This is a genomic window from Ruegeria sp. CL3, from assembly GCF_056536505.1.
Genome location: NZ_JBQFPT010000011.1, coordinates 138,649 through 164,887 on the forward strand (window position 1 = coordinate 138,649; position 26,239 = coordinate 164,887).

At 59.4% G+C, this 26,239-nt stretch carries 34 protein-coding genes; 15 read left to right on the forward strand and 19 right to left on the reverse strand.

Features of this window, described 5'->3' with window-relative positions; all coding sequences use genetic code 11:
* Positions 1–98 precede the first annotated feature (98 nt).
* The gene (locus tag ACR0NO_RS17000) at positions 99–698 is read right to left on the reverse strand and encodes a L,D-transpeptidase (RefSeq protein ID WP_170641872.1); all 600 of its coding nucleotides are present in this window, start codon (positions 696–698) and stop codon (positions 99–101) included.
* A 169-nt stretch (positions 699–867) separates the two neighbouring features.
* On the opposite strand from ACR0NO_RS17000, the gene dalA reads away from it, so the two are divergent.
* Positions 868–1,383 (forward strand): divisome-associated lipoprotein DalA, encoded by a 516-nt coding sequence (gene dalA, locus ACR0NO_RS17005; protein ID WP_170470962.1) that lies wholly within the window; start codon positions 868–870, stop codon positions 1,381–1,383.
* A 68-nt stretch (positions 1,384–1,451) separates the two neighbouring features.
* Here dalA and ACR0NO_RS17010 read toward each other — a convergent pair whose 3' ends face one another.
* The 7 genes from ACR0NO_RS17010 to ACR0NO_RS17040 all read right to left on the reverse strand — a co-directional run bounded on the left by ACR0NO_RS17010 (position 1,452) and on the right by ACR0NO_RS17040 (position 6,230).
* Positions 1,452–1,916, reverse strand: a complete 465-nt coding sequence (locus ACR0NO_RS17010) for a PTS sugar transporter subunit IIA (protein WP_480724822.1) — start codon at positions 1,914–1,916, stop codon at positions 1,452–1,454.
* Between the two features lie 57 nt (positions 1,917–1,973).
* Positions 1,974–2,537: a ribosome hibernation-promoting factor, HPF/YfiA family gene (gene hpf, locus ACR0NO_RS17015; protein WP_170379957.1), complete on the reverse strand. Its 564-nt coding sequence runs from the start codon at positions 2,535–2,537 to the stop codon at positions 1,974–1,976.
* Positions 2,538–2,789: 252 nt separating this feature from the next.
* Entirely contained in the window at positions 2,790–3,548 is a 759-nt protein-coding gene (gene lptB, locus ACR0NO_RS17020; protein ID WP_170379956.1) for an LPS export ABC transporter ATP-binding protein, read from the reverse strand.
* Positions 3,548–4,012: an LptA/OstA family protein gene (locus tag ACR0NO_RS17025; RefSeq protein WP_170379955.1), complete on the reverse strand. Its 465-nt coding sequence runs from the start codon at positions 4,010–4,012 to the stop codon at positions 3,548–3,550. The genes lptB and ACR0NO_RS17025 overlap by 1 nt, the downstream gene beginning before the upstream one ends.
* 33 nt (positions 4,013–4,045) lie before the next feature.
* Positions 4,046–4,645: an LPS export ABC transporter periplasmic protein LptC gene (gene lptC, locus ACR0NO_RS17030; protein ID WP_170470960.1), complete on the reverse strand. Its 600-nt coding sequence runs from the start codon at positions 4,643–4,645 to the stop codon at positions 4,046–4,048.
* A gap of 11 nt (positions 4,646–4,656) precedes the next feature.
* Positions 4,657–5,619, reverse strand: coding sequence for a KpsF/GutQ family sugar-phosphate isomerase (locus ACR0NO_RS17035; RefSeq protein WP_480724823.1), 963 nt, complete (start codon positions 5,617–5,619; stop codon positions 4,657–4,659).
* Positions 5,616–6,230: a ribonuclease D gene (locus tag ACR0NO_RS17040; protein ID WP_480724824.1), complete on the reverse strand. Its 615-nt coding sequence runs from the start codon at positions 6,228–6,230 to the stop codon at positions 5,616–5,618. Before ACR0NO_RS17040 ends, ACR0NO_RS17035 begins: the two co-directional genes overlap by 4 nt.
* Positions 6,231–6,363: 133 nt before the next feature.
* On the opposite strand from ACR0NO_RS17040, the gene ACR0NO_RS17045 reads away from it, so the two are divergent.
* The 8 genes from ACR0NO_RS17045 (at position 6,364) to ACR0NO_RS17080 (ending at position 13,412) form a co-directional block, all read left to right on the forward strand.
* Positions 6,364–6,618 carry a metal-sensing transcriptional repressor gene (locus ACR0NO_RS17045; RefSeq protein ID WP_480724825.1) on the forward strand — a complete coding sequence of 85 codons (255 nt, stop codon included), beginning with the start codon at positions 6,364–6,366 and terminating at the stop codon, positions 6,616–6,618.
* Between the two features lie 3 nt (positions 6,619–6,621).
* Positions 6,622–7,836, forward strand: a complete 1,215-nt coding sequence (locus tag ACR0NO_RS17050; RefSeq protein ID WP_480724826.1) for an MFS transporter — start codon at positions 6,622–6,624, stop codon at positions 7,834–7,836.
* A gap of 49 nt (positions 7,837–7,885) precedes the next feature.
* Positions 7,886–8,314 carry an Lrp/AsnC family transcriptional regulator gene (locus tag ACR0NO_RS17055; RefSeq protein WP_170379949.1) on the forward strand — a complete coding sequence of 143 codons (429 nt, stop codon included), beginning with the start codon at positions 7,886–7,888 and terminating at the stop codon, positions 8,312–8,314.
* Between the two features lie 73 nt (positions 8,315–8,387).
* The gene (locus tag ACR0NO_RS17060) at positions 8,388–9,086 is read left to right on the forward strand and encodes a lytic transglycosylase domain-containing protein (RefSeq protein WP_480724827.1); all 699 of its coding nucleotides are present in this window, start codon (positions 8,388–8,390) and stop codon (positions 9,084–9,086) included.
* Positions 9,087–9,155: 69 nt separating this feature from the next.
* On the forward strand, positions 9,156–11,183 hold the full coding sequence (gene flhA / locus ACR0NO_RS17065) for a flagellar biosynthesis protein FlhA (RefSeq protein WP_480724855.1): 2,028 nt from the start codon (positions 9,156–9,158) through the stop codon (positions 11,181–11,183).
* Entirely contained in the window at positions 11,180–11,953 is a 774-nt protein-coding gene (locus ACR0NO_RS17070; protein ID WP_480724828.1) for a flagellar biosynthetic protein FliR, read from the forward strand. The genes flhA and ACR0NO_RS17070 overlap by 4 nt, the downstream gene beginning before the upstream one ends.
* A complete protein-coding gene (gene flhB / locus ACR0NO_RS17075; RefSeq protein WP_480724829.1) occupies positions 11,950–13,035 on the forward strand; it encodes a flagellar type III secretion system protein FlhB in 1,086 nt (361 codons plus the stop codon). The genes ACR0NO_RS17070 and flhB overlap by 4 nt, the downstream gene beginning before the upstream one ends.
* Entirely contained in the window at positions 13,032–13,412 is a 381-nt protein-coding gene (locus tag ACR0NO_RS17080) for a hypothetical protein (RefSeq protein WP_480724830.1), read from the forward strand. The genes flhB and ACR0NO_RS17080 overlap by 4 nt, the downstream gene beginning before the upstream one ends.
* Before the next feature lie 5 nt (positions 13,413–13,417).
* Here ACR0NO_RS17080 and ACR0NO_RS17085 read toward each other — a convergent pair whose 3' ends face one another.
* The 9 genes from ACR0NO_RS17085 to ACR0NO_RS17125 are packed head-to-tail and all read right to left on the reverse strand — an operon-like array spanning position 13,418 to position 17,974.
* Positions 13,418–13,939, reverse strand: coding sequence for a flagellar basal body-associated protein FliL (locus ACR0NO_RS17085; protein WP_480724831.1), 522 nt, complete (start codon positions 13,937–13,939; stop codon positions 13,418–13,420).
* 9 nt (positions 13,940–13,948) lie between these two features.
* Entirely contained in the window at positions 13,949–14,680 is a 732-nt protein-coding gene (gene flgH, locus ACR0NO_RS17090) for a flagellar basal body L-ring protein FlgH (RefSeq protein ID WP_170470939.1), read from the reverse strand.
* Complete coding sequence (gene flgA, locus ACR0NO_RS17095) at positions 14,680–15,096, reverse strand: flagellar basal body P-ring formation chaperone FlgA (protein WP_480724832.1); 417 nt, start codon at positions 15,094–15,096, stop codon at positions 14,680–14,682. The genes flgH and flgA overlap by 1 nt, the downstream gene beginning before the upstream one ends.
* The gene (flgG, locus tag ACR0NO_RS17100) at positions 15,096–15,881 is read right to left on the reverse strand and encodes a flagellar basal-body rod protein FlgG (RefSeq protein WP_170470935.1); all 786 of its coding nucleotides are present in this window, start codon (positions 15,879–15,881) and stop codon (positions 15,096–15,098) included. Before flgG ends, flgA begins: the two co-directional genes overlap by 1 nt.
* Before the next feature lie 15 nt (positions 15,882–15,896).
* Entirely contained in the window at positions 15,897–16,607 is a 711-nt protein-coding gene (locus tag ACR0NO_RS17105) for a flagellar hook-basal body complex protein (protein ID WP_419741276.1), read from the reverse strand.
* The gene (locus ACR0NO_RS17110; protein WP_170379938.1) at positions 16,607–16,879 is read right to left on the reverse strand and encodes a flagellar biosynthetic protein FliQ; all 273 of its coding nucleotides are present in this window, start codon (positions 16,877–16,879) and stop codon (positions 16,607–16,609) included. The genes ACR0NO_RS17105 and ACR0NO_RS17110 overlap by 1 nt, the downstream gene beginning before the upstream one ends.
* A 3-nt stretch (positions 16,880–16,882) precedes the next feature.
* The gene (gene fliE, locus ACR0NO_RS17115; protein WP_480724833.1) at positions 16,883–17,173 is read right to left on the reverse strand and encodes a flagellar hook-basal body complex protein FliE; all 291 of its coding nucleotides are present in this window, start codon (positions 17,171–17,173) and stop codon (positions 16,883–16,885) included.
* 12 nt (positions 17,174–17,185) lie between these two features.
* Entirely contained in the window at positions 17,186–17,572 is a 387-nt protein-coding gene (flgC, locus tag ACR0NO_RS17120; RefSeq protein WP_170479807.1) for a flagellar basal body rod protein FlgC, read from the reverse strand.
* Between the two features lie 12 nt (positions 17,573–17,584).
* The gene (locus ACR0NO_RS17125; RefSeq protein ID WP_480724856.1) at positions 17,585–17,974 is read right to left on the reverse strand and encodes a FlgB family protein; all 390 of its coding nucleotides are present in this window, start codon (positions 17,972–17,974) and stop codon (positions 17,585–17,587) included.
* A gap of 87 nt (positions 17,975–18,061) precedes the next feature.
* Here ACR0NO_RS17125 and ACR0NO_RS17130 point away from each other — a divergent pair, with 87 nt between their 5' ends.
* The 6 genes from ACR0NO_RS17130 (at position 18,062) to ACR0NO_RS17155 (ending at position 25,293) form a co-directional block, all read left to right on the forward strand.
* On the forward strand, positions 18,062–19,399 hold the full coding sequence (locus ACR0NO_RS17130) for a FliI/YscN family ATPase (RefSeq protein ID WP_480724834.1): 1,338 nt from the start codon (positions 18,062–18,064) through the stop codon (positions 19,397–19,399).
* Between the two features lie 87 nt (positions 19,400–19,486).
* Positions 19,487–20,326, forward strand: a complete 840-nt coding sequence (locus ACR0NO_RS17135) for a flagellar motor protein MotB (protein WP_170641816.1) — start codon at positions 19,487–19,489, stop codon at positions 20,324–20,326.
* A gap of 91 nt (positions 20,327–20,417) precedes the next feature.
* Positions 20,418–21,713, forward strand: coding sequence for a flagellar hook protein FlgE (locus ACR0NO_RS17140; RefSeq protein WP_480724835.1), 1,296 nt, complete (start codon positions 20,418–20,420; stop codon positions 21,711–21,713).
* A gap of 27 nt (positions 21,714–21,740) precedes the next feature.
* Positions 21,741–23,192: a flagellar hook-associated protein FlgK gene (gene flgK, locus ACR0NO_RS17145; protein WP_480724836.1), complete on the forward strand. Its 1,452-nt coding sequence runs from the start codon at positions 21,741–21,743 to the stop codon at positions 23,190–23,192.
* 2 nt (positions 23,193–23,194) lie between these two features.
* On the forward strand, positions 23,195–24,202 hold the full coding sequence (locus ACR0NO_RS17150) for a flagellin (RefSeq protein ID WP_170667926.1): 1,008 nt from the start codon (positions 23,195–23,197) through the stop codon (positions 24,200–24,202).
* Positions 24,199–25,293, forward strand: coding sequence for a flagellar basal body P-ring protein FlgI (locus tag ACR0NO_RS17155; RefSeq protein ID WP_170667925.1), 1,095 nt, complete (start codon positions 24,199–24,201; stop codon positions 25,291–25,293). The genes ACR0NO_RS17150 and ACR0NO_RS17155 overlap by 4 nt, the downstream gene beginning before the upstream one ends.
* 24 nt (positions 25,294–25,317) lie before the next feature.
* On the opposite strand, the gene ACR0NO_RS17160 is transcribed toward ACR0NO_RS17155, so the two are convergent.
* Positions 25,318–25,962 (reverse strand): DUF1523 family protein, encoded by a 645-nt coding sequence (locus ACR0NO_RS17160; protein WP_480673174.1) that lies wholly within the window; start codon positions 25,960–25,962, stop codon positions 25,318–25,320.
* A 10-nt stretch (positions 25,963–25,972) separates the two neighbouring features.
* Positions 25,973–26,239: a hypothetical protein gene (locus ACR0NO_RS17165; protein ID WP_170379920.1), complete on the reverse strand. Its 267-nt coding sequence runs from the start codon at positions 26,237–26,239 to the stop codon at positions 25,973–25,975.

Genomic DNA, 26,239 nt, shown 5'->3' on the forward strand with positions numbered 1-26,239 from the left:
ACATCTAAGACTTACCTCGTGATATTTTTCTAATCAGCAAAGCGGTTGGAATGCAATTGCAACTTGCCGATTAATCGAGTCGGTGAGCGAAAATGTCGTCAAATTAGCAACACTTGCGTGCCGACCTTCGCCATTGAGAACAGCTCGGCGATGTCTTTGTTGAACAGGCCGATGCAGCCATTCGAGGATTTCCGCCCGATCTTGCGCGTGTCATGGGTGCCGTGGATGCGGTAATACTTCCACCCCAGATACAAAGCATGCGTTCCCAATGGGTTATCGGGACCAGGCGGGATGTAATCGGGCCATTCGGGGTTTCGCCTCTTCATCGACGGCGTCGGAGACCAGCTTGGCCCCTCAACCTTGCGAATGACGCTTGTGCGCCCGCGACGGGTCATCTCCTCGGTCAACGGAACCGAAGAGGGATAAAGTTTGTATACAGATTGATCATTTGACCAATAATGCAGCGCTCGCGACGTGGTATCGACAAGAATGGCCCCGTTTCTGGTGTTCGAGAAATAAGGCCGCCAGTCCTGAGCGCGGAATCCTGAGACATTACGCCGGACCGGCGCTTCGGGTTCAGGTGCAGGTCGCAGCGGGTCGCCCGGGATGTACTGCGCGATCGCAGGCGCGGCCAGCAGAGACGAGGCTCCGGCCAGAAACCCCCGGCGGGTCGAAAGAGGAATGTGCTTTTTGACCATGACAAAAGGTCCTTCGTTATGGCGAAATGGAAAATCTGACCCATTTTATTGCCAGAATGCTTCAGTCGCAAACCAAACCGGCAGAATCATGCAGGGTATGGTCATTGTGCGTTTGCTCAAGACAGCCTAGCGCGTTATGCCCGTTAGCGACACAATAATCAGGTCGATCATGACGCGTATCTTTTCTTTTCTGTTGATTTGCCTTGTCGCCTTGGCGGCATGTACCGACACGAGCACCACGGCGCTGGGTGCCGATGGGCGCCCCTTGCCTTCAGTCTACAAAATCCGTGGCAACCCCGAGAAGCTGCAATTCCGCATGCTCGATTCGGTGAATGCGCTGCGGCAGGCACAGGGCTTGCAGTCCGTGCAACTGAACTCTCAGTTGAACGCGGCGGCGGCGACGCATTCCAAGGATATGGCCCGGCAGAATCGTCCCTGGCATTTCGGATCGGATGGTTCTTCCCCGATCGACCGTGCGGCACGCGTGGGCTATTTCGGGACATTCTTGGGTGAGGCGATCTCGGAAACCTACGAGACGGAAACCGAGACACTGGCCGCCTGGATGCAGGAACCCGGCCCTCGTTCTGTAATCCTGGACCCCCAGGCCACCCAGATGGGTTTTGCGTGGCATCAGGAAAACGGTGGCAAGATCTGGTGGACGCTGGAAATGGGAACCGGCGGCTAACAACCCGCCCCTTCCAAAAACAAAAAAGCCTGCGGTTTTCGTGGGCTTTTTTGTAATTTCACAAAGATTTAAGCGGCTTGCATGGACTGCGCTTCGGTCAGGATCGCGTATAGCTTGACCGGATCAGGGTTCGCCCTGAGCTTGGCGCAAACAGCGCTGTCACGCAGGGTGCGCGATACCAGTGCCAAAGCCTTGAGGTGATCCACACCCGCCTCTGCGGGCGCAAACAGCGCAAAGGCGATATCCACCGGCTGGCGGTCAACTGCGCTAAAGTCGATCGGCTTTTCAAGCATTACAAAAACGCCCGAGACCGACTCGATCCCGCCCAGCCGCGCATGTGGCAATGCCACGCCATGACCCACACCCGTGGGGCCGAGGCTTTCGCGCTCCAGCAGGCAATCCACGACGACCTGGGTATCCAGGTCCAAAGCACCGGCAGCGACGTCGCCGATTTCCTGAAACAGCCGCTTCTTGCTAGACGCGGCAGATAACACACGTACTGCTTCGGGCTTGAGAATGCTCGAAAGCTCCATGATCATGCTCCATAGCGGCCTTTGCGTGCTGAGGCCGATCTCTCTCAACTTGCCTGTTTAAGGATCGATCCAGCCGATATTGCCGTCATCGCGGCGATACACGACATTCAACCCATCCTTGTTCTCATTCCGGAACACTAACACCGGCGCTCCGGCAAGTTCCATTTGCATTACGGCCTCACCAACGCTGAGCGATGGGATCTTTGTTTCCATCTCAGCCACAATCATGGGCTGTAGCGATTCGGGTTCATCTGCCGTGTTCGATTCGTCAGAGGCGAGGATATAAGAGGACGCCCCAAAGAGTTCAACAGGCTCAGAACGATCCTTGTGATGGTCCTTCAGGCGGCGCTTGTAGCGGCGCAATTGTGTTTCCATCTTGTCGCAGCATGCCTCGAACGCTGCATAGATCTCGGTTGCGTGGGCCTTGGCCTGAGCGGTCAGGCCGGTAGATAAATGTACTGTAGTTTCGCATACATATTCATGCGCCGAACGGGAAAAGACGACATTGGCGTCGGTCGGGCGCTGGGCATATTTGCCAACAACTTCGCCCAGTTCGGTCTGCACATGGGTCTGCAGGGCCGCACCGATGTCGATCTGTTTTCCGCTGATTTGGTAACGCATGTGATCTCCTTCACAATTCACACCCATTCTGACGTTGCGTCACGCAACATGCTTGTTTTTATCGGGTGGGGGATATCGACATTTTGATCGGTTGCTGCCGTCCCAGCCCTTCAGTGAAGGGGTATCGAGATCCAGACTGGAACCGAATAAATGCCATACCCCAATTGAGACAAGAGGCGGCGGAAGAGTCAATCAAAACAGAGGTGTATATACGCGATTTCCGCAAAGCGTCCGGCAGAAAATCGCCCAACCCTATGAAATACGGAAGTTTTCGCCCAGATAAACCCGGCGCACGTTTTCGTTCTCGACCACTTCGTCAGGTGTACCTGACATCAGAACCTGCCCGTCATGCAGGATATAGGCGCGATCCACGATCTCGAGCGTTTCACGCACGTTGTGGTCGGTGATCAACACGCCGATCCCGCGTTTCTTCAGATCAGCCACCAAATGCCGGATGTCGCCCACGCTGATCGGGTCAACACCCGCAAAGGGTTCATCGAGCAGCAGGTATTTCGGATCGGCGGCCAGACAGCGCGCGATTTCTACCCGGCGCCGTTCACCGCCCGACAGGGCAAGCGCAGGCGCGCGGCGTAGGTGTTCGATCGAGAAGTCCGACAGCAGCTCCTCCAACCGCTCTTTCCTGCGATGGGCGTGCTTGACGGTGATATCGAGAACCGAGGCGATATTGTCCTCGACGCTCATGCCGCGGAAAATCGACATCTCCTGCGGCAGATAGCCGATCCCAAGACGCGCGCGCCGATACATCGGCAGCGTTGTGACGTTCTGTCCGTCTATCGTGACTTTTCCTGCTTCGGGAAAGACCAGCCCGGCGACCGAGTAAAAAGTCGTCGTCTTGCCCGACCCGTTCGGACCCAGCAGTGCAACAACCTCGGACCGGTCGAGCGTCATGGACACATCCCGGATCACGGTCTTTTTCCGATAGGATTTGCGCAGTTTCTCGATGCGCAGGCCAGCGCTACCTTCCGCGACAGACAAGGTTGGGGCAGCCATCAGTTTCCGCCACCCTGTTGCAGGATGGTTTTGACGCGCCCTGTCATCGTTGCAGTGCCCGAGGTTAGGTTCGCAACCATCTGGTCGCCGCTGATCGTGCTGGGACCTTGCGTCAGCAGCACGTTGCCTTTCATCACGATCACACCGGTGTCGATGGTGTATTCCGCCTGATCCCCTTCGGCGGCATCCGGAGGGCTGACCAGAACGACATTCTCGGTCGCTTCCATCCGTTCGATGGAGGAGCGATCCTGACTGTAGATCACCAGAACCCGCTCAGCCGACAGGCGCATTTCCCCCTGAATCACGATCACATTGCCGAGAAACTCGGCCGATCCATCCTCCTGATTGACGTTCAGTGAGTCCGAGGTCACCTCGACCGGCAGGCTGGGGTCGGCCTTGACCGAACCGAATGCAACCTGCGCTTCCTGTGCGATGGCAGAAACCGGGCCCATCAACAGAGCCATGCAAACAAAGAGAAATCGAAAATAGATCACAGGTTATCTTTCTGCTTTTGTTGGCTCATATACCAACTTCACGCCGTCTGTAAAAAGAATATGGACCGGACCGTCCTTTTTTTCAGTGCCAAATTGCATACGACCGGCAGAGAATGTGCCGATGACGCCGGTGCCATCGACCTGACCGGGGGTGTCGCCACGTATTTCTTCCAGCGATGTATTCAGCAGGTCGGTCGTGACCTGAATGCCGTCCGAGGTGGTAATCACCACATCGCCGACAAAGGTCGCCGTCCCCTTGTCGGGCCGGATCAGGCCAGAGTTGGAATCCAGTTTGATCTCACCGCCGTTCAGCATCCCGAACCGCCCGCGAAACTGCGATGCCGTCGGCTCTTCGCCCTCGGACCCTTGGGTCACCCTGGTCGACTCAATCTGGACCTCTTCGCCCTTTTTGGTGGTGCCGCGGTAGTTGGGTTGCGTAATGACCTGCCCGGCCAGGCGATCTTCGATATCCTCCTGCGAGAAGGGCACCGAGACATCAGTCTCGATGCTGCGCGACAGAAGGAAAACGGTGGACAGCAAGACAATCGCCGTCAGAGGCAACAGCACCTTGAGGAACTGAACCATGCGGGAATAGCGATCCACCGTATCACTCCCTAACCCAGACCGACGCGCAGGCAGTCGTGGATATGCAACAGACCCTGAGCCTGCCCATCCGCGTCGGGATCAACTACGAAAAGCGATGTGATCTTGCGGTCGTTCATGATGCCCACGGCCTCTTCCGCCATGGCGTTGGGCGCGATGGTCAGAGGATCGCGAGTCATGACCTCATCCGTGGTCTTGTTCAAAAGCCCGTCCATGTTGCGGCGCAAGTCGCCATCTGTGACGATGCCCAAAAGGCGATCCGCATCATCTGTCACACCCACCACGCCAAAGCTCTTCTGGCTCATCACCAGCAGCGCCTCGCTCATGGAGGTGCCGGACCGTACCACGGGCAGATCGGCATGCATGAGGTCGCGGACGGTGGACAGCTGCGCGCCCAGTTTGCCGCCAGGGTGAAACGCGCGGAAGTCCTCGGGCTTGAAATCGCGGTGTTTCATCAGCGCGATCGCCAGCGCATCGCCCATGGCCAGCGTCAGCGTGGTCGAGATCGAGGGCACCATGCCGAACCCACAGGCCTCACCCATAGACGGGATCAGCAGATGCACGTCAGCTTGCTTCATCAACGTGCTTTCCGGCTTGCTGGACAGGCCGATCAGCGGAATGCCGAATCGGCGCGTAAAGGCCAGAAGGTTGACCAGCTCCGGCGCCTCGCCGGAGTTCGAGATCGCCAGAACCACATCATCCTTGGACACCATGCCCAGATCACCGTGGCTCGCCTCGGCGGGGTGGACGAAATACGCGGGCGTGCCGGTCGAGGCCAATGTGGCCGCAATCTTGTGGCCGATATGGCCAGACTTGCCGATACCGCTGATGATGATGCGACCGTTGGCTTGCAGGATCAGCTGCACCGCTTCGGCAAAATCCTCGTTCAGGCCTTCGGCCAGCGCGTCCAGCGCACGGGCCTCATCGGTGACAACCTGACGGGCGGTTTTCAGGAATGCTTCGGTATCGGTCATGAGTGCGCAAAAATATCAGTTTCCGGCCAGCCTGCGAGGTCGAGTTTCGCACGCATCGGCAGGAAGTCAAAACAGGCCTGCGCCATCTCGGTCCGGCCTTCGCGGGCCAGCCGTTTGTTCAGCTCATCCCGCAGGCGGTGCAGGTGCAACACGTCCGAAGCCGCGTATTCCAGTTGGGCCTCAGACAGGGTCTCGGCGCCCCAATCGCTCATCTGCTGTTGCTTCGAGATATCGACGCCGATCAACTCCTGACACAGGTTTTTCAGCCCGTGGCGGTCGGTATAAGTGCGCACAAGGCGGCTGGCGATCTTGGTGCAATAGACCGGTGCGGCCAATGCCCCAAAGGCGTGGTACATCGCGGCGATATCGAAACGCCCGAAATGGAACAGTTTCAGCACGTCGGGGTCTTCCAGCATGGCGCAGAGGTTCGGAGCCTCGGTCTGCCCTTTTTCAACCTGAACGATATGGCTGTTTCCGTCGCCGCCAGACATCTGGATCACGCACAAGCGATCCCGATGCGGATTCAGCCCCATGGTTTCACAGTCAATGGCCACGATCGGCCCTAGGTCCAGCCCGTCAGGCAGGTCGTTTTTATACAGGTGGTTTGCCACAGAGGTTTCCTTTGCGCGGTCTCGACCCCGAGATATGCGGTTTATCCGGCAAACTCAACGCTGACCCTGTAGCCGGGCATTCTGTCGCTGGGCAGGCTTGATATTATCCCCATGGGGGGGATATGGATGTATCATGACCAATCACACGCATGAATCACACCCGCAAATCACCGCCCGCCTTAAGAGGGCGCATGGGCATCTGGCGAAAGTCATTGCCATGCTCGAAGATCACGCGCCTTGCTCCGACGTTGCCCAGCAACTGGCCGCCGTCGAAAAAGCAATCACCAATGCCAAACGGGTTCTGATCCACGATCATATCGACCATTGCCTGACATCCGAGGACGGATCGGCCATCGAAGATTTCAAAACCATTACAAAGTACCTCTGACCAATGCTCAGTGTCCTGCAAAATCGTACCTATCGCCACCTTCTGGCTGCTCAGGTCGTTGCGTTAACGGGGACCGGGTTGGCGACGATCGCTTTGGGCCTTTTGGCCTATGATCTGGCGGGCGAGGCTGCAGGGATGGTGTTGGGCACGGCTCTGACCATCAAGATGGTCGCCTATGTGGGGATCGCCCCTCTGGCGGCGGCGTTTGCAGAACAGCTCGACCGGCGCAGGATGCTGGTGGTACTGGATCTGATCCGGGCCGCGGTCGCCCTGTGCCTGCCCTTCGTGTCAGAGGTCTGGCAGGTCTATGTACTGATTTTCGTCCTACAATCGGCCTCGGCCGGGTTCACCCCCGCGTTTCAGGCTACGATTCCCGACGTCCTGACGGATGAGCAGGACTACACGCGCGCGCTGTCCTTGTCGCGCCTTGCCTACGATCTGGAAAGCCTGCTCAGCCCGATGCTGGCGGCTGCGTTGTTGGTCTTTGTCAGTTTTGACACGCTGTTTTGGGGGACCGGAGCTGGGTTTATTGCCTCGGCGCTGCTGGTGGTGTCCGTTGTTCTGCCCTCGCCCAAACCCGCAGAGCGACGAGGAATATACGACCGGACAACACGCGGCATCCGCATCTATCTATCGACAACACGTTTGCGCGGCCTTCTGGCACTCAGTTGGTCTGCAGCCGCGTTAAGCTCTATGGTGATCGTCAATACTGTGGTCCTAGTGCGTGCGGATCTGGGCCTGTCCGAAAGCGCCGTGGCCATTGCTCTGGCCGGGTTCGGCGGCGGCTCGATGATCGCGGCCTTCGTACTTCCCTCTCTGCTGGATCGGTTCAAGGACCGCCGGGTCATGCTGACCGGGGCGACACTTGGCGTGCTGGCAATGGCCGGAGCAGCCATGACATCCGGAGCACTCTCCCTACCGCTGCTCACGGCCTTCTGGGCCTGCGTGGGCTTTGGATATTCAATGACCCTGACACCCTCGGGGCGTCTTTTGACCCGCTCGGCCCGGTCCGAGGACCGACCTGCCGTATTTGCCGCCCAATTCACCCTATCCCATGCCTGTTGGCTGGTCCTCTATCCACTATCGGGGTGGCTGATGACCCGTTTCGGCGCGACCGTGGCCATGACCACGATAACCTGCGCTTCCGCATTGGGGATCGCTGCTGCACTGATCATCTGGCCGCGATCCGACAAAGCCCCCTCGGCGCAGAAGCCTTGAGCCTCCGGGCGCTTCTACCGTAAACCAAAGCGACCCTGCCGGAGGCCCCATGGATCAGCTCGACCGCCGCATCATCACCGCGCTGCAGCACAATGCCCGTGAATCGACCACGAATATAGCGGCCAAGTTGGGCGTGGCCCGCACCACCGTGCATGAGCGGATCAAGCGCATGGAAGAGCGTGGCGTGATTGCGGGCTATTCCGTTCAATTGCACGCCACTGACGATACCCCGCGCGTGCAGGTGATCGTGATGCTTGAGGTCCAGCAAAAGGAAACCACCCGCATCATCAAACGGCTTGAGGCCTACCCCGAGGTCAAGCGCTGCCTTTCGATCAATGGCGAGTTTGACCTGCTGCTGTCCGCCGAGGCCCCCCGGATCGAGGATCTGGATATTTTGGTCGATGAACTGGCCAAAATCCCCGGCGTTCTGCGCACCAATACCAGCGTCGTGTTCGGGCGTCGGATCGACCGAAAATGATGGAGCGATAACCCTCTGTAAACCGATCACTGGCTAGCTTGGCCCGGAATGACCCGAATCCCGGACCGGCAGAATGCCCCATCGTTTCGTCTCGATTGTCTTTGTGCTGACGCTTGCGCTGATACCGCAGGTCGGGCGTGCCATGCCGGATGCGCGAACGGGTGATATCTGCGATCAGGCCGCACGCCGCGCCGCGCTGTCCGAAGGCGTACCACTGGACGTGCTGCGCGCCATTTCACGGGTTGAGACGGGGCGCACCCATGACGGGCGGCTGCAACCCTGGCCCTGGACCATCAATGCCGAAGGGCAGGGCTATTGGTTCACTTCGGAGATTGAGGCCAAGACCTATGTTTTCCGGATTTTCAAAGCCGGCAAGCGAAGCTTTGACATCGGGTGTTTTCAGATCAACTACCGCTGGCACGGCAAGGCCTTCCGCTCGATCGACGCGATGTTCGATCCGCAGGAGAACGCCACCTACGCCGCAAGGTTTCTCAAAGACCTCTATGCCGAGCTTGGATCCTGGCCCGCCGCCGCCGGGGCCTATCATTCGCGCACGCCGTCTTTGGCCGAAGCCTATCGCGGTCGGTTCCAGACCGTTATGGCTCAGCTGGACGGGTCCGCTCCACCCCAAACTCATGTGGCATCGCGGGACCCTTTCACAGGGGCAGCCGCCCCGCTGATCCCGGTACAACCAGTTGAATCCAATGGCGGGTCTCTGGGGTCTCTGGTTCCAGCGGCAGGTGCTGCCACCGCCTTCATCGCATTCAACTAGGAGGTCAGCGTGCCCACCATAAACGCCCGGTCCCTGTTCTCGCCTACAGTCCTATTGGCACTGGCGCTGATGACAGTCATCGTGATGATGATCCTGCCAATGCCAGCCTGGGTGCTGGATGTGGGGCTGGCCGCCTCCTTTGCTCTGGCTATTTTGATTTTCACCCTGACCCTGTTCATCGAACGCCCGCTGGATTTCTCATCCTTCCCGACAATCCTGCTGGCCTCGCTGATGCTGAGGCTGTCGCTGAACGTCTCATCCACCAAACTGATCATCGGTCAGGGTCATACCGGGCCAAATGCGGCGGGCAACGTCATCGAAGGATTCGCCAATTTCGTGATGGGCGGCAGTATCTTTCTGGGCCTCGTGGTGTTCTGCGTCCTGCTGATCGTAAATTTCATGGTGATCACCAAGGGCGCCGCGCGGATGGCCGAGGTCGGCGCGCGCTTTGCTTTGGACGGGATGCCGGGCAAACAGCTGGCCATCGACAGCGACATGTCCGCCGGGGCCATCGACCACCAGCAAGCCAAAGAGCGGCGCGAACGCGAACAGCAAGAGACGACCTTCTTCGGCTCACTCGACGGTGCGTCGAAATTCGTCAAAGGCGATGCGGTTGCCGGGCTGTTGATCACGCTGCTGAACCTTGTGATGGGGCTGGTCATGGGCGTGATCGTGCATGGCATGCCGGTCACATCTGCCTTTGAAACCTACGCCATTCTGACCGTGGGCGATGGTCTGGTTTCGCAAATCCCAGCGGTGATCATCTCGATCGCTTCGGCGCTATTGCTGGCGCGCGGCGGTACGCAGGGCGCGACCGACAACGCCATCTTCTCGCAACTGGGCAAGCACCCGGCCGCGCTGGGCACAGTGGCTGTGTTGATGGTTCTCTTCGCCCTCGTTCCCGGCCTGCCCTTCCTGCCCTTCATGCTGGGCGCGGGTGTCTTGGGATACGCGGCCCACAGGGTCCATCAAAAGCAGAAGGCCGACACGCTTCAGGCCCAGACCCCCGCGCCCGAAGCGGAAACCCCTGTTTCGCAAGCCATTGGCGATATTCTAGATCTGGACGACGTACATCTGGAGTTCGCGCCCGACCTTGTCAGCATGGTGCTAAACCCCGGAACCGGGCTGGACGCGCGCATTGCAAATATGCGGACTTATGTGGCCTCGACCTTTGGCCTCATCCTGCCCGAGATTCGCCTGACCGACCGCGCCGACCTGCCCACCGGCACCTATGTCATCAAGGTGCAGGGCGTCGAACAGGCGCGCGGTGTGCTAAACCCCGATCTGGTATTGGCGCTGGTGCAGGACGGGCATGAGTTTTTGCCCGATGGCAATGACGTGACCGAGCCTGTCTATGGTGCCCCTGCTCGCTGGATTCTACCCAAAGATCAAGAGGATGCCGCCCTGAACGGCGCCACCATCGTTTCTCCGCCCGAGATTCTGGCGACCCATATGCTGGAGATCATCAAGCAGAACTTTTCACGCCTGCTGACATTGAAATCCCTGCGTCGTCTGTTGTTGGAAATGACCCGCCTCAGCGATCCCGGCCGGGCCGAGGCAAACCGCAAGCTGCTGGATGAACTGATCCCCGACAAGGTGCCGATCGACACGCTGCACGCCGTTCTGAGGTTGCTGCTGGATGAGCGTGTTTCGATCCGCAACATGGCCCTCATCCTCGAAAGCGTGGCCGAAGCGCGGCTGACCACAACCCAGCCCGAAGGCATTTGCGAGCTGGTCCGCCAGCGGCTGGGCTTTCAGCTGGTGGCCGAGATGAAGCGTGAGGATGGCTCGATCCCGCTGATCCAACTGGCTCCGGAATGGGAGGATACGTTTGCCAGCTACCAAATCGACGGACACGCCGCCGGGCTGGACGTGGCGCTGCCCCCCAACCTGTTCAACAAGCTGGCCGATGGCGTGGTGGACAGCGTCGCACAATCCGCCGATCACGGGTTGTTTCCAGCCGTCGTGACCTCAACACGTCGACGACGCCTGTTGCGCTCGATCATGCAGGCGCGCGGGGTGTCCAATCCGGTTCTCTCTTTCGAAGAGATTGGTCTCGAGGCTCGCCCCGCCCTGGTCGGAACCGTACCCGCATGATCGCCCTGCCGCCCGAGCTGTTGGGACAACTCGGCACGGGGCTGTGGCATGCATTTGCCGTTTTTCTGAGGGTGTCCGCTGTGGTCACCCTCTTGCCCGCTTTTGGCGAACGCAGCATCCCGGTCCGGGTCAAGTTTGCGGTCACCGTGGCCTTTACCCTGATCGTGTTGCCTGCGGTGCCCTCCCCGCAATCCAATCCGGACCTGCTGCCGATGGCGCGTCTGGTCGGCACCGAGGTTCTGGTCGGCATGGTTCTGGGCATGGGGCTGCGCCTGTTTGTGCTGGCCCTGCAGACCGCCGGGACTATTGCGGCGCAATCAACATCGCTATCTCAACTTTTGGGTGGCGCGGCCGCCGACCCGGCCCCCGCCTTGGGGATTTTCCTGACATTGGCCGGACTGGCCCTTGCGGTGCTGATGGATCTGCACATCAGAATAGCCGAGTTTCTGATCCACAGCTACGCGATGTTTCCGATGGGTCAAGCCCTCTCGGCCCCTGATCTGTCGCAGTGGGGCGTCAGACAGATCGCCCACAGCTTCGGGCTAGCCTTTGCGCTGGCCACTCCGTTCGTGATCGCCTCATTGATCTACAACCTCGCCCTCGGGGTCATCAACAGGGCGATGCCTCAGCTGATGGTTGCCTTCGTCGGCGCCCCCGCGATCACCTTTGCCGGGCTGTTCCTGCTATTTGCCGGAGCGCCCCTGATCCTGTCTGTGTGGGCAGATGCGTTGTTTTCATTTACCCTCAACCCACTGGAGTCCGGTCGATGAGCACCGATGACGACAGTGACAAGTCCTTTGACCCGACGCCTCAGAAGCTACAGAAGGCACGCGAAAAAGGTGAGGTTGCAAGGTCAACTGATCTGTCCGTTGTTGCCGCCTATACCGGTTTGCTGATCGCGCTGCTGACGGTCGGCAAGTTCACGGTCGATCAGATGGGCGCATTGTTTGTGGTTCTGATCGACCAGCCGGATGGCATCGCGCAGCTTGTTACATCGGGGCCGGCAACAGCACCGGTCGCCGGAATGCTGAAAGGCGCGCTTTTACCCGTGGCCCTTCTGTTTGCGCTTCCCACGGCGGCGGTCTTGCTGAGCCTTATCGCCCAGCGCGCATTGATTTTTGCACCCACCAAGTTGCAACCCAAACTCGCGCGGATCTCACTCCTATCCAACGCCAAAAACAAGTTCGGACGGGGCGGGCTGTTCGAATTCGCCAAGAGCTTTGCCAAATTGCTGATCTACGGCACTTGTCTGGCCCTATTCCTCAAGGCCAACCTGACCGAGATCGTTTCGGCCAGTGCAGCCCCAGCCCATGGGTCGATCTTGCTGATGATGAACCTGCTGTTTCGCTTTCTGTTCATCGTAATCGCCATCGCACTCGCGATCGGAGTCGTTGACTACGTTTGGCAATATGCTGAACACATGCGCAAAAACAGAATGTCGCGCAAAGAAATCCAGGATGAGACCAAGGACGCCGAGGGCGACCCGCATGTCAAACAACAGCGCCGCGCGCGGGCGCAGGAGATTGCGACCAACCCGATGATGGCCGATGTGCCGAAAGCCGACGTCTTGATCGTGAACCCGACCCACTACGCGGTCGCTTTGAAATGGTCACGGGCGGCTGGGGCGGCCCCTGTCTGTGTGGCCAAGGGGGTCGATGAGGTGGCCGCAGCAATCCGGACGGCTGCGGGCGAGGCCGGCGTTCCTATCCACTCGGACCCGCCAACAGCACGCGCGATTCACGCGACCGTCGAGATCGGGCAGGAGATTGCCGAAGAACACTACCGCCCGGTCGCCGCAGCGATCCGCTTTGCCGAAACCATGCGAAAGCGCGTGAAAGGACGGATTGGATGAAACGCCACGAACTGCCCGCCCTGACATCAGTCACCGAAGCGGTCTATCAAAGCGAATATCAAAAGCTGCGCCCCGCGTTGGAGGCCGAAGCGCGTGTGCAGGCGCTGTTGGCGCGTCTTGACGCTCAGGTTGTGCGAACCCGACAGGACAGCGCGGTGACCGATGGGTATCAGATCACAGGAACCGATGTCTTGTGGAATAAGTGGGAGGCCGCGACACGGCGGCAATTGAACATGGAATTGGCGCGATGCCGGGCACAGAAACTTGCAGCCATGCAGCAACTGCGTCAGGCCTTTGGGCGCAAACAAGCCGTTGAACGCCTGAATGACACCCTCAAGGCCGAACAGAAACGCGCGCGGTCACGGCCCAAACCGTAACGGCCTCAGGTATCCTGGCGACTGACACTCATGATCAGGACCTTCGAGACATCGTCGCCCAGATCCTTCTTCGCCACCTCAAGCAGAGATTTTCGCAAGGTGCTTAGGTTGTCGGAATGTGTGAAAGCACCGTCAAACCCTCCGGTATTGGCGTGATCGAACAGCACTTGCAGAAAACCGTCCCGCAGCTTTGGCTCGATCGCGTAGAAGGTTTCGGTGATGGCCGAGTTTGCCTCAAGGCTCAGGGACATGGTGACGAGGGCTGAAATCTCCTCATCCTCCACAATCGGCACGACAAATTGCTTGGTGAGCTTGAGGTATTCGAAGCCTCCGCCCTCACCTTTTTTCCCTTTGTCCCTTTCCTTGGACTCGGTGGGTTTTTCCTTTTTTTCTTTATCGGCCCTTTCAACCTTTTCGGTCTTCTCGGACTCGACCTTTGCCTCGCCGCCGCCAAGGAATTTCCCAGCGCCAATACCGGCGCCCGTGCCAGCGATCAGAAAGATCACAGGAAGCAGATTCTTGATCATGAGAACCCCTTAGAACGGCAAAACGGTATCGAGGATCTGCTGGCCGTAGCGCGGCTGTTGCACATCCGTGATCTGCCCGCGACCACCATAGGACACACGCGCCGAGGCGATCTTGTCATAGGTGATCTCATTCTTGCGCGAGATGTCTTGCGGGCGCACATAACCTGCCACCAGCAGCTCTCGCAGTTCGAAATTCACGCGCAACTCTTGCGCGCCCGAGATCGAGAGAACTCCGTTCGGCAGCACGTCAATCACCGTTGCGGCCACGCGCAGGGTCAGTTTCTCATTCCGCCGCACCGATCCGCGGCCGGAACTTGAGGCCTCAGATTCGATCCCAACGGCCTCGTCGAACGAGGCCCCTTCGGGCAGTTTATCCTGTGCCCTTTGTGGCAATCCGAACAGGTGCGGCACCGACAGATTTTCAGATCCTGACCGCGACCTGTTGGTGTTGTTGGAAATCTCAGCCTCTTCATCCAGCTCAATCACGACGGTCAGGATATCGCCTTTCTTGATGGCCCTCTGGTCACCAAGCAGCGACTGCTGCCCCCCACTCCAAAGCGACGACCGATCCACCGTTCGCTGCGGTTGAGTATGCAAGGGCAGGCCCGGCCACAGCATCGCCACCTGTTCCGGCGAATCCTCGGTCGGGGTGAAGCTGGGCGGTTTGCCCAGGTGATCCAGTCGCCCGCAGGCCGAAATCGTAAGTACCGCAAGAAGAAGGGGTTTTGACAATCCAGACATCATTTTACCTCGATTTGACCATCAGACCGGATACGGCCCGTAACTGTTGTCCGCGAGGACAGGTTCATTACACGAATTCGGTCCCCCACCGCGCCTCGGCCCAGCGCGCGGCCTTCGGTGGTGATCGACAGCGGCTGGCTGCTGAACACCAGAACGACCAGATCATTGCGATCCACAAGCGCGGGTGGTCCGACATCCGCCGCGCGAATGGGGCGGCCAGGATAGAGTGCGGCGCGGGCCTCCTGCCCGATCAGCGCATTCGGATCGGTTACAGCCCCCGGCAGGTCACGGGGCTTTGTCTCAAGATCCGCGGGCGAGATGATCTCTTTCGCACGGATCGTCCGGGTCGGCACCACAATCTCGGCGAGGGCCCCAACTGGCGCCATCAGGGCCAGGCTCAACAGCAACACACGCATCAGCGCACCTGCGTCGTTGCGCTCATCATCTGATCGACGGCGGTGATGACCTTGGCGTTCATCTCATAGCCCCGCTGGGCCTCGATCAGTTCCGTCACCTCGCGCACGGCATCGACCGAGCTGTCCTCAAGATACCCTTGCCGCAAAGTGCCCAATCCGTCCTCTCCCGGTACGCCCTGTACCGGTGCGCCGGAAGCCTCGGTCTCTTTGAACAGGTTGCTGCCAATGGCCTCCAGACCCTTGGCGTTTGAGAAACTGGTCAAGGTGAACTCACCAAGGCGTTGGCCTTCGGGCGCATCGTCGAAATAGGCGTAGACCTCGCCCGAGGCATTGATCGAAATGGACCGTGCATCGTCCGGGATTGTGATCTCGGGTGAGACGGCGAACCCGTCCGATGTCACGATCAGCCCTTCGGCCGAGCGTTTCAGACTGCCATCGCGCGTAAAGGCGGCCTGACCGTTTGGCAGCGTCACCTCAAGATAGCCGCGTCCTTCGATGGCCACGTCCAGATCATTCCCCGTCGCCGACACGGCCCCTTGTGCCAGCTGCACCGTCACAGCGGCAGGGCGCACGCCCAGACCCAGCTGAATACCCGTTGGCAGCACCGTCCCGTCTGAGGCATTGACCGCGCCGGCCCGCGCCATCTGTTGGTAGTGCAAATCCGCGAACTCGGCCCGGCGCGCGTTGTATCCGGTGGTGTTCATGTTCGCGAGGTTGTTCGAGATCGTCTCGACCCGCATTTGCTGCGCGGTCATACCTGTCGCTGCGATTTTCAATGCCCGCATGGGATGTCTCCTTTCTTAACGCATCAGCGCCTTGAGCGCGCCGCGTACCCGTTCATGTTCGGTTTCGAGAAAGCTCTGACCCAATTCATAAGCGCGCTGGATTTCGATCAGCCGGGTCACCTGAGCGATGGCGTTGACATTCGAACCTTCGAGAAAACGGTGCAGGACAACCGGCTCATCAACGGGGTCAATATTGCCGGTCGTGCTGAACCGCGTATTGCCCTCGCGCACCAGATCCTTGAGGTCTTCGACGCGGTAGACCCCGATCTGACCCAGCAATTGCCCTTCGACGCTGAGCGTCCCATCGCTGCCCACATCAATCGAGGCCGCATCGGGCGGGATGAAAACCGGCGAGCCATTGCTGTCCAACACCCGCGCGCCATCCGGTGCGACCAGATCGCCCTCGGCATTGGGGGAGAAGCTACCTGCGCGGGTCAGACGGTTGCCTTCGGGTGTTTCCACCATGAAGAAGCCGTCCCCTTCGATGGCAAAGTCGAACTGCCCTCCGGTTTCAGTCAGGACCCCTTGCCGCTGAGAGGTATTGCGCGCCTCGGCCCGGCTCATGGACAGGGACGGATTACCCGGCATGTCGCGGACGAACTCCGAGAACACCAGCCCCTGCGCGCGGTATCCGGTGGTGTTGGCATTGGCTATGTTATTCGCCACCAGGCGCATTTCGTTCATCAGCCCGGATTGGCGGGACAAGGTGACATAGGCGGTGTCCATCAGCGACCTCCCGCGATCAGCGGAACCAGGGTTCCCGTGAAAAACGTGACGAGTGTTTGGGTCATGAATCCCATCGAAATCCAGAACACGACAACGATGGCGATCAGTTTGGGCACGAAGGTCAGTGTCATCTCCTGCACCGAGGTGAGGGCCTGAAACAGACCTACGATCAGGCCCGAGATCAGCGCCACCGTCAGGATCGGGACCGAGGTGATCACCGCGACCCAAAGCGCCTGACGGACGATGTCGTAGAAAAGACCTTCGCTCAGCATGGCTCAGACCGGCATTCTCAGGATTTCCTGATAGGCTTCGACCACCTTGTTGCGGACGATCACGGCCGTTTCGACCGCAAGTTCAGTCTGGGCCAGCGCCTGCACCAGCGCGTGCGGATCGGCCTGCCCGGTCATCGCGGCCTGCGACATCTGCTCGCTTTGCTTGAGGGTTGTAGCAAAGTCCTGAAACGTTGAACGCAGGCCCTTTGCCATGCCTTCATGGTCGGGATTGGCCTGCGTTGCAGGGCGGGCCACCGTGTAGTTTTGTGCGGCGGTCAGGGATCGGATATCCATTCTGGTTCTCCTTTATTTTCTAAGCAATTCCATAAGAGACGAGGACATCTGCCGCGTCTGATCGAACATCTTCAGATTGGCCTCATAGCTGCGCTGCGCCTCACGCGCGTCGGCGATCTCGATCATTAGATCGACATTCGAGCCGAGGTAATGTCCGCTTTCATCCGCGAGCGGGTGGCTCGGATCGTGAATGCGCGACAGGTCGCGGCGATCCAGCTGCACGCGGCCCGCCTGAACCATCGCCTTGCCATCCTGCTGGACGGTCTCAAACGGAACAGTTTTGCGCCGGTATCCGGGCGTATCCGCGTTCGAGATGTTCTCGGACACGTGCCGCAACCGGGCTGCCTGCGCGCGCAACGCGCTGGCCGAGGCAGATAGGGAATGGGAAAAATCGCTCATATCAACCGCTCCTTACCCACGGCCCAGACTGGTGCGCAGAATGCCAATGGACGAGCGATAGATCGCTAAGGCGCGGTCATGCTGGCGCTTGACCTCAATCGCCTTCAGCATCTCGCCTTCCAGCGACACGCCATTGCCATTGGGATCGCCGTGCGGCTCAGCCTCATACTCGGCCCAGCTCTGCCCGGATGGGCCGCTGCCGTTCAGATGACCTTGCCGGGTGGCAGTCATTTCGGTCTTGGCCGAGGTGTTTTCGAATGCGGTTTTAAAGGCCTCGATATCGCGGGGCTGGTAGTCCGGTGTATCAGCGTTGGCCATGTTGCGCGCAATGACGGTCTGCCGTTGTCCGGCGTGGGTTGCCATTGCGTACGCTGTCTTAAAGACGTTCAGGTCATAGAACATCGGGGCTTCTCCCTCGATCAATTTCAATCAAGGCTTAACCTCGATTCCTTTAGAAACCGTTTTCAAAACCCAGTTGGAGAACCCACAATGTCCGATCTCGATCCGATGCTTCTGAAATACGAATTCGACAGGCTGTCCGCGGTGCGCCATGTGGGCCTTGTGTCCGGCGTGGCGCATGGGGTGATCGAGGTCAGCGGCCTGACAGACCACGCGCGAATCGGTGACCTGTTGACGCTCCAACGCCGCGCGGGTCCCGATCTTGAGGGCGAAGTTCTGCATGTGGGGGCCGAGCATATCCACATGATTCCCGGCTCTGCGCCCGATGGCGTCAGCCTTGGCGACCGTGTGAGCCTGAAGGCCTCGCCCGAGTTTGCGCCGGGGATGCATTGGTTGGGTCGGGTCATTGACCCGTTTGGCCGGGCGCTGGACGGAAAACCGCTGCTGCCGGGGGCGCAGGCGCGGGACATTGTGCAACCTCCTCCGCCCGCCGTGGAGCGCAAGCCGCTGGGTAAACGGATGGCCACGGGCCTGGCAGTGCTCAACACCATGCTACCGATCGTGCAGGGCCAGCGCGTGGGTCTATTCGCTGGCTCGGGCGTCGGGAAATCGACGCTGCTGGCGACTCTGGCCCGGTCGATGCAGGCGGATGCGGTTGTTGTGGCTCTGGTCGGGGAACGCGGACGCGAGGTGAATGAATTCGTGACCCATGCGCTGGGATCCGAGGCGATGAAACGCGCTATCGTGGTTGCGGCGACCTCGGATCAGTCCGCTCTGGCCCGTCGCCGTTGCGCGTGGTCTGCGATGTCAGTGGCCGAGTATCTGCGCGATCAGGGCCTCAATGTGTTGTTCCTGGCCGATTCGGTCACGCGCTTTGCCGAGGCGCATCGTGAAATCGCCGTGGCGATGGGGGAATCCCCCTCGCTGCGCGGGTTCCCTCCGTCAGTGACTCCTTTGATCGCCAATCTGTGTGAGCGCGCCGGTCCGGGCACACAGGCCCAAGGCGACATCACTGCCGTTTTCAGCGTTCTGGTCGCTGGCTCCGATATGGACGAACCCGTTGCGGATATCCTGCGTGGTGTTCTGGACGGCCATATCGTCCTGAGCCGCGACATCGCCGAGCGCGGGCGATTCCCCGCGATTGACCTCAGCCGATCGGTGTCGCGCAGCCTGCCTGCCGCCGCGACCGAGGCGCAGAACCAGATGATCTCGGAAACCCGCAAACTTGTGGGCAGCTACGAGCAATCCGAGGTGATGATCCGGGCCGGTCTCTATGCCGAGGGTTCGGACCCGTTACTGGATCAGGCCGTGCGTGTTCATGATGAACTGGACAGCTTCTTTGGCAAAACCGATCCGGAGGGTATTGAGAACAGCTTCAACCGGTTGTCCCTGATCCTGCGCAGGGCATCTGCGGGTTTGCCGCGATGAGGCGAAATCTGAAGCATTTTAAGTGTTAAGCCGCCCTTAAGACCTGCACTGCTACGCCTGTAACTGGGTGATAAAAAGGTGGTGGAGATGGGTGCGCAAACCAATGCGGCGCCAATCATCATCAAGAAGAAGCGTGTATCAGGTGGCGATGGCCATCACGGTGGCGCGTGGAAGGTCGCATATGCGGACTTCGTCACGGCCATGATGGCCTTCTTCATGTTGATGTGGCTGCTGAATGCAACGACCGAAAAACAACGCAAAGGGTTGGCGGATTACTTCTCGCCAACGATTCCGGTGAACCCGGTCTCGGGTGGGGGTGATGGGGCCTTTGGCGGCAACAACATGTTTTCCGAGAAAACGATGGTGATGGACGGATCGGGTGCAAGCGCCCGTTTCCCGACCGATGCCCGAAAGGCGCGCGGCTCCACCGGGGTGGATGCCGACGGCGCAGGCAAAGGAACGACCGAGGATTTTTCAACGCTCGAGGCGCAGCTTTTGGGGCGCACGGGCGAGAGTATGGTGTCGGACAAGGTGCTAAAGCACATCGTCACACGTGTCACCGACGAAGGGTTGGTGGTCGAACTATTCGACACCGAGGATCAGCGTCTGTTCGAATCGGGAACAGACAAGCCCACCACGATGATGCGCGCGCTTGCTCTGCTGGTGGCCCGATCATCGGATCTGGTGCGCAATGACGTCGCCGTCGAAGGGCATGTCAGCGCGTCTCCGGTGGTTCTGGCCGACAACCCGGCCTGGGATCTGTCCACCGCGCGCGCGCAGATTGTCCGGCAGCTTCTTGAGGATAAAGGCTTTTCAGAACACAGGCTTGACCGGGTGACCGGGCACGCGGACCGAGAGATGTCGAACAGTAATCCCATGGCCGTGCGCAACAACCGGATCGAGGTGATCTTTTTGCGAAATCGCTAAAGGATAGGTGGCATTTTACCTGTTAGCGCGCTGTTAAGGCCCAGCGCGTTACCTGTTGCATCAACGATTGACGCAACAGAAGGGCGTGCCAATGACCATTTCCTCTTCGCTGAATGCCGGTGTGGCGGCGTTGAAGGCCAATGCCAACAGGCTGGCTACGATTTCAGACAACATCGCCAACTCCTCGACCTATGGCTACAAGCGGGTGGAGACAGATTTTCACTCCATGGTCACTTCGGGCCAGGGGGGCAGCTATTCCGCCGGCGGTGTGCGCACAACAAGCCAGCGGCTAATTGATCAACGCGGCTCGCTGGTCACTACCAACAACTCGACCGATTTGGCCGTACGTGGGCGGGGGATGCTGCCGGTGCGGCCAAGTTCGCAGATTGCAGGTGGCTCGAATGAGATGCTGCTGACCACCACCGGCTCATTTCGCACCAATGATCAGGGCTATCTAGTCACCGAATCGGGTCTGGTGCTTCTGGGATGGCGCGCGAATCCGGATGGCTCTATCCCTGCTGTGCCGCGGGATACGCCAGCGGCGCTTGAGCCCATTCAGCTAAGTGTGAACCAGCTGTCCGGTGCCCCGACCACGCAGATGAACCTGCGCATGAACCTGCCCGCGACCGCCACAGATGCGGGCGCGCCAGGTGACTCGCAACCCCTATCCGTTGAATACTTTGACAACCTGGGCAAATCCGAAAGCGTCGATATCGAGCTGGTGCCAACCGTTCCGGCCACAGGCTCCAGCAATGAATGGACCATAATCATGCGCGATTCAGCGTCAGGCGGGGCGGTGATCGGCGAATACGCTCTGACCTTCACCGACAGCCGGACCGCAGGCGGTACGCTTGCCACGGTCACTCCGGTAACAGGTGGCGCGTATGATCCGGCAACCGGCAGCGTGGTGGTGAACGTCGCGGGCGGCCCGATGGAGATCAATATCGGCCAGATCGGCGATGCGGACGGGATCACGCAATTGTCGGACACCTTCGCCCCAGTCTCTATCACGCGCGACGGGTCAGCGGTGGGAACGATGACCAGCGTTCAGGTTGATGAAAACGGGTATGTCTACGCCTTCTACGACACCGGTGTCAGCCGCCGTATGTTCCAGATCCCTCTGGCAGATGTCCCAAACCCCAACGGCCTGACTGCACTAGACAGCCAGACCTACGCGCCCTCGCGGGAAAGTGGCACGTTCTTCCTGTGGAATGCAGGCGAGGGTCCAACAGGTGACCTCGTATCCTTTGCGCGAGAGGAATCCACCACGGATGTCGCGACCGAGCTGACCTCGATGATCAAGACCCAGCGCGCCTATTCCTCAAGCGCCAAGGTGATCCAGACCGTCGATGAGATGCTGCAGGAAACCACCAATATCAAACGCTGACTTTGACCCTCGGAAAGGACCCGTCGGATGAACCTGTCGACAGCTTTGAACAACGCCATGACCGGCCTGACCGCCACCAGCCGGGGTGCGTCGGTCGTCTCCGGAAACATCGCAAACGCCCTGACGCCCGGCTACGCGAAACGCTCATTGGAGCTGACCACCAGCCTGATTTCAGGCAATGGCGTCCGCACCGCAGGCATCATTCGGCATCAGGACCCGGTTCTGACGGCCAATCGCCGCGCCACTGACGCCGATCTGTCGCACCAATCCGTTGTGGCCGACTTTCACACTCAGCTTGAAAGGGTCGTGGGCACGCCGGAGGACGCGGCATCTCTCTCCAATCGTCTGGCCGAGTTCGAAAGCAGTCTGATCACCGCCGCCAGCCTGCCTGACTCGGTCGAGCGTTTGGCTCAAGTGGCCCGCAGTGGCAGCGACCTGGCCGCCAGTCTAAATCGGGCATCCGAAGGATTGCGGCAGCTGCGCTCGGACGCAGACCGGACGATCGGCTCGCAGATCGCTAGCCTGAACCAGACCCTCAAGGATATCGAGGATCTGAACGCCAGAATCCCTGCGATCCGGAACTCAGGCGGTGACATCAATGCCTTTCTGGATCAGAGGCAGGTTCTGATCGACCAGGTCAATGAGCTGATTCCGGTCAATGTCGTCCCGCGCGACAATGACCGTGTTTCTCTCTACTCCGATGGCGGGCTGATCCTGCTTGAAGGCAAAGCGGCTGAGTTTTCCTTCACCACCACAGGCGACACTCAACCTCATATGACCGTTGGCAACGGCCTGCTGTCGGGGCTGGAGATGAACGGAAACCCGGTCCGGACCAGCGGTGATACCGCACAAATCCGCGGCGGGGCTCTGGCGGCCCAATTTGAAATCCGAGATCAACTTGCGCCCGAGGTGCAAACCCAGCTCGACACGGTTGCGCGCGATCTTGTGGAGCGGTTTGAAGCGCCCGGGTTGGACCCAACCACCTTGGCCACCGATCCAGGTTTGTTTACCGATGGCGGAAACCGTCTGGACTTGACAATGCTGACCGGGATTGCCTCTCGCATCAGTCTCAACACAGTTGTCGACCCGGATTCTGGTGGCGACAGCTGGAGGCTGCGCGCAGGTCTCGGCGCTGCTGCCCCGAACGACGCCGGAGATTCGACCCAGCTGCAAGCCTTTAGCGCCGCTTTGGTCACAGCTCGCCCGGTCGCTGGCGGGATCTTTGGCACCGGAAACATGCGCGCCTCTGAGATCGCCGAGGCGATGATGTCGCACGTTGGCGCAGATGCCCATGTTGCCGAACAACGCAAGACATTTGCCACCGGCACCCAGAAGCAGATGCAGCAGCTAGAAGCAGAACAGGGCGTTGATACCGATCAGGAACTGCAACAATTAATGCAAATCGAACAGACCTATGCGGCCAACGCGCGTCTCATCTCGGTCGTGGATGAGCTGATGGAGACCCTATTGAGGCTATGAACATGACGTTGACATCCATAGGCGATCTGGCCCGAGGTCTGACCTTGCAGACCCGGTCCACCCAGATCAAGCAACAGATTGAAACCCTGTCGTATGAAATGTCGACCGGCAAGGTGCAGGACGTCTCAGGCCATCTGGGCGGCGACTATTCGCATCTCCTCGATCTGGACCGCAGCCTGACGCGTCTGGATGCGTTTGGCATCGCCACGTCCGAGGCCAAGCTGTTCTCGGACGCCATGCAGCAAAGCCTTAGCGTGTTCAGTGACTCTACTGGCGAGATGACGGCAACCTTGCTGGCCTTTGGCACGGCGAACCACGCTGTGACGCATGAACAAGCCTCGGTCCAGGCCCGCAATGAGCTGGACACGATGATGTCCGCGCTGAACACCCGGATTGGCGGCCGCAGCCTGTTTTCGGGCACCGCGACGGATGTCTCGCCGCTGCCCTCGGCTGAGACCTTGCTGACCGCGCTTGAGGCTGAGTTGACGGGTTTGGTGACTGTGACCGATATTCGCAACGCAGCCCAGACTTGGTTCAACGACCCAACAGGTTTCGACGCGGTGATTTACCAAGGGTCAGATACGGCTCTGCCATCAATGCAGATTGCCGAGAATGAGCAAATTACTCTCGATATCACGGCGACGGACCCTGCGCTGAAGGCGGCGATCAGGGATGTCGCTGTTGCCGCACTGGTCGCCGACGATGCTTTGGCGGTACCAAACGATCAGCGCACCGGGCTGTTCAAGCAGTTGGGCGTTGCTCTGGCAAATGCGCAGGATGACACGGTCATTTTGCGGGCCGAGGTCGGTGCAGCCGAAGCGCGCGTCGAACAGGCGACAAGCCGCAACGCCGCCGCGCGCACCAGTCTGGAATACACCCGCAACGCCCTGATTGAGGCCGATCTGTATGAAACGGCCACCAAGCTTCAGGCCGTGCAATTCCAACTGGAAAGCCTCTATTCCGTCACCGTTCGCAATGCGAACCTGTCACTGGTGAATTTTCTGAGATGAGGGTTCTTGTCTTTCTTCTGGCTTTGATGCCCAGCCTTACTTTCGCCGGCGCAATCCGTCTGAAAGATCTGGTTGATTTCGATGGGGTGCGCGGCAACGACCTGGTCGGCTACGGCCTTGTCGTGGGCCTAAATGGAACCGGCGACGGGCTGCGGAACTCTCCCTTCACCGAAGAAATCATGTCCAACATCCTCGAACGGCTGGGCGTGAATGTGAATGGCGAGGATTTTCGCCCCAAGAACGTGGCCGCCGTCCTTGTTACGGCCAGCCTCCCCCCGTTTTCGCGGGTCGGAGGGCAAATCGACGTCACTGTCTCGGCCATCGGGGATTCGAGCAGCCTGTTGGGCGGCACGCTGATCATGACCCCTTTGAACGCGGCGGACGGGCAAATCTATGCCGTGGCCCAAGGCACAGTTCTGGCAGGCGGCGCATCGGCTGAGGGTGAGGCCGCGACCGTCGTTCGGGGCGTTCCGACCTCGGGCGTAATCCCATCCGGCGCGCGGGTCGAGCGCGAGATCGACTTTGATTTGTCTACCCTGACCCAAATGCGTTTAGCCCTGCGTGAGCCTGATTTTACGACAGCGGGGCGGATCGAAACGGCCATCAACCGCGAATTCAACCGCGCCGTGGCCATTATGCGCGATTCCGGAACTGTTGAGCTGAACATCGCGGCAACTCAGTCCGTGTCGACAGCGCACGCAATCGGTCGGATCGAAAATATTCTGGTTGAGCCTGAAACCAAGGCCCGTGTTGTGGTGGATCAGCGCTCGGGCACGATTGTCATGGGGCAAGAGGTTCGGATCTCTCGGGTCGCGGTTTCCCAAGGCAACCTGACTTTGACGGTGGAAGAGGCTCCGATCGCCGTACAACCCAACCCGTTCGCTGACGGAGAGACCGTCGTGGTGCCTAGAACCTTCGCCGGCATCGAAGAAGAGGAAGGCACCGGTCTGGCCGAAATCCCAGAAGCCACCACCCTTTCTGAGGTCGTGGCAGGGCTGAATGCCCTGGGGGTTTCGCCGCGCGACATGATCGACATTTTGAAAACGATCAAAGCCGCGGGCGCCCTGCATGCCGAATTCATCGTACGATAGAGGCCCCCTTCACGGGCCGGGCCTCTATTTTGATTTCCAACTATCCAGCCAACGGCGGAACCGACTGCGCCGTTCATCTATGGCGTCGCCTGCGGCATAGATCCCATCTTCCATCGACTCGAGCATCGGGTCGATCCGCGCCTGACGGAACCGGCGCCAGCGCACCCAAAGCGCCCAGACAATGGCAGCAAAGACAGTCAGGAAGGCAATGTTGAACCATGGGATGATCCGCGCGTCTGGACCTTCGACCGGATTGATAAAGACGGCGTTGGGAAAGATCGACATGAACTCATTGCGCCAGCCATAGTGGGTTACAACAACCCAGTCGGGATTGTTCTTGTCCGAGATCGCGTCATTAGCCTCGGTATACAGGTTGGCGGTGTCGAACTTGAAATAGAAAGGCCATCCCCAGCCGGTATCCTCATTCCGATAGACGATGGGCTTCCCGTTGGCACGGACGGCCTGGATAAACTGCACGTCGCGGTTCGACAGGCTGGCGGATTGGTCTTCAGGCTCGGACCAGAAAATACGGGTCCAGTCGTTCAGGTCTTGCCGTTCTTCATAGGTGTTGACGATACGCACAACGTCATGCTGCGGCAGCGAATATTGCAGGATCACAGCGACGGTGCCCCAGAAGATGATAATGAATGCCCATTTCACATAGGCCATGCTGTAACCCTCACATATAATTCACGATGTAGATCAATGCGCCGATTGCCACCCAAGGGACAATATACACCGCCAGGATCAGTTTGCGCCGGAACGAATTGTCATAGACGTGCAGCCCGCGTTCCACAAAGGCTTCTTTGTTTCCCTGTTTGCCCTTCTCGTCCCACCACGTCTCAAGCTTGCGACGCCGGACGCCGCGCGAATAGAGCGACAGCGCGAAATAGGCAATTGTCTGCAGAACCAACAGGACCAGAAACAGGCGCATCGCTCCGAACAT